The organism is Sphingomonas sp. 2R-10, from assembly GCF_030062225.1.
Lineage (GTDB): Bacteria > Pseudomonadota > Alphaproteobacteria > Sphingomonadales > Sphingomonadaceae > Sphingomonas.
The window spans coordinates 23,280-31,395 of sequence record NZ_JASCXF010000047.1 but is presented as its reverse complement, the minus strand read 5'-3'; the positions used below and the strand labels follow the sequence as shown (position 1 = coordinate 31,395).

Annotated in this window: 5 protein-coding genes and 4 pseudogenes; 4 read left to right on the top strand and 5 right to left on the bottom strand. The window is 62.4% G+C overall.

Translation table 11 applies throughout. The features are described 5' to 3' along the window. Positions 1 to 177 precede the first annotated feature (177 nt). Together QLH51_RS17380 and QLH51_RS17375 are read right to left on the bottom strand one after the other, a co-directional pair. On the bottom strand, positions 178 to 453 hold the full coding sequence (locus QLH51_RS17380; protein WP_125661839.1) for a hypothetical protein: 276 nt from the start codon (positions 451 to 453) through the stop codon (positions 178 to 180). Continuing rightward, positions 450 to 947: pseudogene (locus QLH51_RS17375) on the bottom strand (IS66 family transposase); the annotation flags it as partial. The gene QLH51_RS17380 and the pseudogene QLH51_RS17375, both read right to left, overlap by 4 nt. Here QLH51_RS17375 and QLH51_RS17370 point away from each other — a divergent pair. The 3 pseudogenes from QLH51_RS17370 to QLH51_RS17360 form a co-directional block, all read left to right on the top strand. After that, positions 941 to 1,072, top strand: a pseudogene (locus QLH51_RS17370) (integrase core domain-containing protein); the annotation flags it as partial. The pseudogenes QLH51_RS17375 and QLH51_RS17370 sit on opposite strands and share 7 nt — an antisense overlap. Before the next feature lie 81 nt (positions 1,073 to 1,153). Further along, positions 1,154 to 1,606, top strand: a pseudogene (locus QLH51_RS17365) (IS5 family transposase); the annotation flags it as partial. Between the two features lie 178 nt (positions 1,607 to 1,784). Further along, a pseudogene (locus QLH51_RS17360) lies at positions 1,785 to 2,065 on the top strand (transposase); the annotation flags it as partial. A 71-nt stretch (positions 2,066 to 2,136) separates the two neighbouring features. Here QLH51_RS17360 and QLH51_RS17355 read toward each other — a convergent pair. From QLH51_RS17355 to QLH51_RS17345, 3 genes are all read right to left on the bottom strand, one after another. Further along, complete coding sequence (locus tag QLH51_RS17355) at positions 2,137 to 2,379, bottom strand: hypothetical protein (RefSeq protein WP_164516230.1); 243 nt, start codon at positions 2,377 to 2,379, stop codon at positions 2,137 to 2,139. A gap of 92 nt (positions 2,380 to 2,471) precedes the next feature. Continuing rightward, on the bottom strand, positions 2,472 to 3,230 hold the full coding sequence (locus QLH51_RS17350) for a FadR/GntR family transcriptional regulator (protein WP_206429269.1): 759 nt from the start codon (positions 3,228 to 3,230) through the stop codon (positions 2,472 to 2,474). A gap of 90 nt (positions 3,231 to 3,320) precedes the next feature. Further along, on the bottom strand, positions 3,321 to 4,676 hold the full coding sequence (locus QLH51_RS17345; protein WP_125661827.1) for a glycoside hydrolase family 27 protein: 1,356 nt from the start codon (positions 4,674 to 4,676) through the stop codon (positions 3,321 to 3,323). A 334-nt stretch (positions 4,677 to 5,010) separates the two neighbouring features. On the opposite strand from QLH51_RS17345, the gene QLH51_RS17340 reads away from it, so the two are divergent. Then, on the top strand, positions 5,011 to 7,866 hold the full coding sequence (locus tag QLH51_RS17340; protein WP_125661824.1) for a TonB-dependent receptor: 2,856 nt from the start codon (positions 5,011 to 5,013) through the stop codon (positions 7,864 to 7,866). Positions 7,867 to 8,116 lie beyond the last annotated feature (250 nt).

Sequence of the window (8,116 nt, the reverse complement as noted above, 5' to 3'; positions counted from 1 at the left end):
GTATCAGAGCTTGATCACCGACGTCCTTCAGGCCCCGCCTCCACCTGTACGCGGTCATATTCGCCATCTGCGTTTCCACGCGGATGATGGCGCGCGTCTTGAGGGTTGAAAACGGACATCAGAGCGTCCGGGCAGGGCCGCGTTGCCCTGCGGAAAGCGGCTGCGACGCTCAGTCGTTTACCTTTCGACCCTCCACGTCAGGATGTCGTGAGTTTCGCCAGCAGCGTCGCGGACATTCTTCATGATGCTGGTGACGGCCAGGCCTCCCGCCCGCAGAGCTAATTTGGCTTTCGCGAGCAGGCGCATCGGGCGGTCAATTCCAGCCAGCCAAAGCGAAACATCGCTGATGGCGCCACGCGCCTTCAGATGCGCTACCGCCCAGGCGGTTTGGTCATGCTCGGACTCGCATTGATAAAGCCTGTTGCCCATTTTCGCCCCCGGTGCGGCGGTCATGCCGCCTGTGCGATGACCTCTGACTTACACGATTGCCAGTTCCAGGGCAGCAATTCGTCGAGCCGGCCTTGGGGCATGTCGGCGATACGGGCGAGTACGTCGGCAAGCCAGGCCTGCGGGTCAACGTCGTTGAGCCTGGCGGTAACGATGAGGCTGTACATGAACGCTGCGCGGTCGCCGCCCCGGTCGGAGCCCGCGAACAGCCATGCTTTCCTGCCAAGGGCCACTCCGCGCAGGGCGCGCTCTGCGGCATTGTTCGTCAGGCAAATACGCCCGTCATTCAGGAAGGCCGTGAAGGCCGGCCAGTCCTTCAGCAGATAGTCGCACGCGGCCGCGACCGGGCTGTGGCGCGCCATCGCGCCGCGCTGACGACGCAGCCATGTGCCAAGGTCCGTGGCCAGCGACAGGCTTAGTTCCTGACGCGCGGCCTGCCGCTCTGCCGCAGTCTTGCCGAAGATGGCGTGCTCGATGTCGAACAGCGCGTCGATCCGCCGCCGAGGCCAAGGTGCTGATCGAGGCCTGGCGACGGGACTACAACGAGAGCCGTCCTCACACATCGCTTGGCTGGCTGACGCCGGTCGAATATGCTGCCGCCACGGCCAAGATCGCGGCCGAATGAACGCCGGATGCTCACCCTCGACTTGGATGAGAAACCGGGGGACCCTCACACCGTCCGCGCCCACGTCTCGGCAGCGGGCGGAAAAGGGGGGCTGATCGACGGGCTCTTGGCCGCTCGCGGGGCGGGTTCACCAGTAAGCTTCACTGCCTGGCCGACGCCCTCGGGCGACCGCTCGCCTTTCATCTGACGGGAGGCGAAGCGGCAGACTGCAAGGCGTATGATGCTCTGATTGTCCTGCCAGAACGCACGCCTAATGCTCTGCTTGCCGACAAGGGCTATGACGCCGATGCGATCCGTGCCGACTTGGCGAAGCGGAACATCGAGCTGGTCATTCCCGGCCGCTCAAATCGCCGCGTGAAGATCGAGCACGACAGGATGCTCTACAAGCAGCGTAACCGCATCGAGCGCATGTTCGGCCACCTCAAGATCAACCGCGCGATCGCCACCCGCTACGACCAATTGGCCAGCAGCTTCCTCGGTATGGTACACCTCGCTACCGCAAGATACTGGCTCAAATTTGTCCACGTCGCCTAGGCCTTGCCGGACGTGTATCTCGACTGCCCGCCGGCAAAGTTCTGAGATCACCAAAGTCTTTTCGATCTTGCATTTTGATGGCAGCGTGACCGCGGTCTTCCTTAGGCAACGCTCGGCCAGCATTATGAATCGCCCCAGGTTCTCCGGAGGCTCCAATTCCTGAGAAGGTGGAGCCCGTATGAGCAAGACGACGAACAAGTTTGCGCCCGAGGTCCGCGAGCGAGCGGTGCGGATGGTACTGAATCACGAGCGCGACCATCCGTCGCGATGGGCGGCGGTGGTTTCCATTGCAGAGAAGATCGGCTGTGCGTCACAAACGCCGCATGAGTTGCTGAAGAAGACCGAAGTCGACAGCGGTAAGCGCGCCGGGTTCCGACCGAGGTGGTGGACAAGCTGAAGGCGTTGGAGCGCGAGAACCGCGAACTGTGTCAGGCCAACGAGATCTTGCGCCCTTCCAATCAACGGCTTCTGTCGCAAAAGTGACGACATACGAGACGTTCGGAAGTCAGGACATGCGCGACACAGGTACGTCAGGGTTTGCGAGCAGCCGGTCCGCTGTCGCTCACGGTCTCCGCCCCGCTCCTGTTCGCCTTGATCGCCGTAATGTCGCGCTGCTCGGGCGCCGCCAAGAATATGGCATCGGCGATCGATTGAAAGCCGCAGGTCCGCAGGTACAGGTCGAAGGCGACAAACAGCGCACCGATTGCGTCTACACACGTCAGCTTCTCGCGAAATAGCCAGCTGGTGTTCTCATCGGGCGTCGGTGCCTCCAAGTCAAAGCCTAGGAACCACAGCTAGCTCAGCCGGTCGTGGGTCAAAAATCGATGGCCGCATTGCTCACCGTGTTCTCTCTAACAGGAAGCCGTTACCCGACGGATCCCTCGAGCGCGGCACGAGTGTCGGCCAGCGCCAGATCGACGAGCTTGCGCATCGCCCCGGCGGCGGCCTGACCATCGGCGCCGACGATCGCGTCGTAGACGGCGACATGTTCGGGCATCGGATCGCGCGGCAGGGCGCGGTCCCGTTGTTTCAGCTGGGTCGTCCATTCAACCGCCGCGGAGATGCCGGCGCTGAGAGTTATCAACGCATCGTTGCGCGATGCCGTCAGGATGGCGGCATGGAATTCGCGGTCGGCCGCCCGCCCCGCATCATTCGACAGCGTGTGGCGCCGCATCCTGCCCAGCGCGTCCTTCAACATCCTCAGATCGTTACGGTCGCGGCGCTCGGCCGCGAAGGCCGCCGCGGCCGGTTCGACCACCGCGCGCAATTCGAACAGGCTGCGCAGCAACCGCATGTCGGGCTCATCCGCAAAGGCCCAGGCGAGTACATCGGGATCAAGCATGTTCCACCGATGGCGCGGCAGGACGCGGGTGCCGGATTTGGGCCGGCTTTCGACCAGTCCCTTGGCGATCAGCGCCTGCACCGCCTCGCGATAGGCGCCGCGCGACACGCCGAGCGATTCCGCAAAGGCGAGTTCGCCCGGCAACGCATCGCCCGACGCATAATCGCCCGCCAGGATGGCCCGACCCAGCGTATGCGCCACCGCGCCACGTAACCGCCGCCCGGAGGACTGCGTGGGCTTCTTTTCGTCGGTGGGATCGGCCATCGCTGTTTCTAACATCATATTCCGCTGATTGGGCGCGCCATCCTACGGGCCATAGCACCGCGGCATCCCCGAGCGACAGTCATCGCCCGTGGATACCGCGATGCGCCATCACGTCAGCCGATAGAGTTCGGCACCATGCGGCGATACCGTCCGCGTGATGCGGTCGCGGGCGGTACCGGTAGCTCGACCGGACCAGAGGTCGCGGACCGACACCGACCCCGACTTGCCGAGATCGCGCAGGGCGATCGTCACCTCCCTGGGCTTGTCGGTGGTGTTGAACAGCGCAAGGTAGCGATCCTGGCTCCCCTCCGGCCGGGCGGACCAGATGCGGGCGCCGTCCTGCACGAAGTGCGGGCGGTTGTCGGTGCTGGCCTGATTGACCGCCAGCACCTCGCGGTTGGTCAGCAGCGCCAGCGTCGGCGTATCGAGGTGGCGCAGGTCGCCGCCCATGATGAGCGGCGAACGGGCGATCGACCACAATGTCATCAGCGTGCGCTGTTCGTCGGGCGTGAACCTCGTGTCGCGCTTGCCCAGCGCCAGCCGGCCCAGCGGCAGCATGTCGGCATCCGGCCATGCGCCGGGACGGCGCCATGTGTTCCAGTTCTCCAGCCGGGTGAACTGCGCCTCCAGCATCGCCCATTCGTCCCAGAAATCATCGCTGATCCGCCACATCTGCGCATATTGGCGGACGTGATCGCCGCGGATCACCGGCGTCTCGCCGGGTGACAGGCTCAGCATCATCGGGCGGCCGGTGTTGACGATCGCCTTGTGCGCGCCCTCGATCTCGGGCGCGTGCGCATCATAGGGGCGGCTCATGTCGTCCATCTTGACGAAATCGACGCTCCAGTCGGCGTACAACCTGAACACGCTGTCGTAATAGGCCTGCGCGCCCGGCTTCGTCATGTCGACACCGTACATGTCGGGGTTCCACGAACAGATGCTGGTCGTGTCGGCGACATCGGCGGCGCGGTACTTCGTGCCGAGGATGGGCAGGTTCTTCTTCACCGCCAGCCGGGGGATACCGCGCATCAGGTGGATGCCGAACTTCATCCCCATCCGGTGGACGTCGGCGGCCAGCTTCGTGAAGCCGGACCCGTCCGCGCTCGACGGAAAACGGTTCGGCGCGGGGATCAGTCGGCCGTAGCCGTCCATCGCCGGCACTGGGTTGCCGTTATATTCGTAGCTCGACGCCTCCGGCTCGTACCACTGGATGTCGACGGTGAAGATGTCGTAGCCGAACGGCAGCAGCTTGCTCGCCATGATCGCGGCCGTCTCGCGCGCCTGCGCCTCGGTGATCGTGGTCGCGAAGCTGTTCCAGCTGTTCCAGCCCATCGGTGGCCGCGCGGCCAGCACCCCGCCACCCGGCGCGCGCCCTTTGGCGATCGCCGGCAGCACAATCGATGCAGCCGTCCCGGCAAACCCGGAGGTCAAGATTCCCCGGCGATTGATCTGCAGTCCGTTCATGCTTCCCCTCCCGTTTGGCGTGTCCGATACATCTGCGATTGTCGTCCGCTTCGACCACCGGATGCCCAGACCTGTCGCAAAATAGTATCACTACACCGACAAAAGTCGATAATGACCGAACAAAAAATATTCCTGATCCGGTTCGCGGAATACCGCATTGCGCTAAATTTCATACAACTACGTTAGTTTTCAGTTATTTATCTTTCACCGCACTGCAAGGCTGACGAAAATCGGGTCATAAATTCTGGCCCAGGGCAACAATTGACATATCAATACTCTTACCAGATGTTGGGGGCACGAGAGCAGCTTATAAGCTCGCGAAAGAGGAGGGGATATGAAAGCTCATCTGTTGGCAGGTGCCACCGCTCTTGCCTTTCTGGCTGCGCCAGCGACCGCCCAATCCAACGCCAATTCGGTCGCTGAGACCGGCACACCCCAAGCGGACACGCCGTCCGAACCCCAGGGTCCGTCCGAAGCCGCATCGACCGACGAGGACATCGTCGTCACCGGCATCCGCAGCAGCCTGCGGTCGTCCGTCGCCACCAAACGCAACGCCGACAACATCGTCGACTCGATCTCCGCCGAGGATACCGGCAAGTTTCCCGACAACAACGTCGCGGAATCGTTGCAGCGTATCACCGGCGTCGCGATTGATCGCAGCGGCGGCGAGGGTCAGTTCATCACCGTTCGCGGGCTGGGGCCGGAGTTCAACACCGTCCTGGTCAACGGCCGCATCATGGCGACCGACAATGACGGTCGCGAATTCTCGTTCGACGTGTTGTCGTCCAACATGATCCAGCGGACCGACGTCTACAAATCGTCGCTGCCGCAACTGCAGGAAGGTGGCATCGGCGCGACCGTGAACGTCGTGACCGCGCGGCCACTGGACGGCAAATCGGGCTTTCACCTGTCGGCGGCCGCTGGCGGAATCTACGATACGCTGGCCGACAAGCTCAGTCCGGATCTGTCCGCGGTGACATCGTGGACCAATGACGACAAGACGTTCGGCGTCGTGCTGTCCGGGTCGTACACCAACCGCAAGAGCCAGAATGATTTCGTCAATATCGGCGGGTGGATTCTGGGACCGGAGGGGCTGATCAACGCTCCCGCCACGGCCACCGGACTGACCGCCGCGGCGCTGACGACCAGCGGCGATATCCACACGCCGCGCGACCTGAACTTCAACCGCGAGAGCAACACGCGCGAACGTATCAACATCGCCGGCGCGATCCAGTCGCAGATCAACGACAATCTCCTGCTGACCGTCGACGGCATCTATTCGAAGTTCAACGTCTCGCAGGATATTCGCCGCTTCGGCCTGTTCTTCACGCCGCGCTTCATCGGATTGCAAACCGATACCAATGGCACCGTCACCGGATTCAACCGACCCGGCTCGCAATTCCTGGCCGCCAACCCGGCGCTGACGGCGGCCTCGCTGGCCGACGACCGCGTAACGCTCTCGCAGAACGACAACATCGTCTATACCTATGATCGCAATACCGAGAGCTATCAGTTCGGCACCAATCTGGCCTGGGACGCCACCGATCGCCTAAAACTAAAGTTCGACGCATCCGCGACGCAGGCGACCCGCGAACAGCCGCACCAGTTCGTCGTCGTCGGCACGTTGGCGCAAACATCGCCCCGGTTCGACCTGACGCCTGAAAACGATATCCCGACCGCGTCCAATCTGGGGCCGATCACCGATCCCAACATCCTGCGCGCGCACTACGCGCTCAACCAACTGGTCGAGGTCAAGGACAAGGGCATCGAATTCCACGCCGATGGCGACTGGAAGGCTGAATACGGTCCCCTGAAGTCGCTCGGCTTCGGTGCCGCCTATAACCAGCGGCGCAAGACGCGCGACATCGCCGACAATTCTGATTCGGTCTGCACCTATTGCGGTTACGAAGTCAGCATTCCCGCTAATCTGGTGCAGGCTTACGAACTGGATGGATATCTGTCCAAGGCGTCAGGGAGCGATCTGATCCCCCGCAATTTCTTCACGTTCAATCCCGCCGACATCTTCGCCTATATCTCTCAGCCTTCGATCCTCGTCATCCCTCGGCAGGGACGCACGGCGGCGCAGCAGGCGGCGGAGGCAGCGCGGGTCCAGGCGCTTGACGGCGGCCCGTATGGCTTGAGGACGCGCCCCGGACAAAGGCTGGACGTGCAGGAAAAAGTACTGGCAGGCTATCTCAATGCCAATCTCGGTGGCGACCAGTGGTCGGGCAATGTCGGCGTTCGCGTCGTCAACACCAAGCTCACGTCACGCGGGTTCGGACAGCCGGTCATCAGCATCACCGTCAATCCCGGTGACGACAACCTGAACTTCAATTTTGGCCCGGCGCAGGCACTCCGGATAGACAACGAATATACCAACGTCCTGCCATCGGCGAACTTCAAATATGAATTCACGCCGAAGGTGTTTCTGCGTGCGGCGGTGTCGAAGACGGTGACACGCCCGACCCTGACGTCGCTGGGCACCGACAATTCGTATAGTGGCCGGATCACGAACGCGACGTCGGGCGGTGGCAATCCGTTGCTCAAACCGTTCAAGTCGACCAACTATGACCTGTCGCTCGAATATTACCTGACCGATGTCAGCTATCTCAGCCTGGCCGGGTTCGTGAAGGACTTCTCTGATTTCCTAGAGAACCAGACGTTGCCGGTGCAGTTCGCCGGGCGCCAGTTCCTCGATACCCGCACGCGCAACGGTCAATCGGGCCGGATCGCAGGCGTCGAGGTTGGCGGTCAATATACGCTCGACCGGCTGCCCGGTGTCCTCTCCGGCTTCGGCGTCGCGGGCAACTACACCTATGTCACCAGCTCGGTTGAACGGGGCGCGGGCGCATCGGCGCTCGATTGCGGCTACAACGGCCTGTCGCCGCATTCGGCGAACGGCAGCGTCTTCTACGAAAAGTTCGGCATTCAGGCTCGTGGTTCGTACAACTGGCGCTCGTCGTTCCAGCGCGCCTGTTTCGGTGCCGCATCTCGCCCCGAGAACCGCGAGGCCTATGGTCAGTTCGACGCCAGCATCGCGTACGACATCAACGAGCGGTTTCAGGTTTACGTGCAGGGCGTGAACATCACCAACCAGTATGTCCGTGATTACTCACTGCGCGAGGAGCGCCTGTTGCTGCTCCAGAATACCGGCGCACGGTATCTGTTCGGCGCCCGCGCCCGCTTCTGACCCACCTTCCTCCCCCGCCGCGTGTGGGGGAGGCATCCTGGAGGTAATCACCTAATCAGTTGAGGAAAGGCTCGTCGCATTGATCTTTCTACCGTGCGGCTTCGGAGCATAGACGGGGGAAACTGCATGACGCGATCAGCGCCATCACCTTGCGGCGGAGGATCGTCTACATGACGAATTCGCATACCGTTCCCAAGATCGCTTTAGAATATTCCGAAGTTGGCGAAGGTTAGCCGATGACGCCCCTTTC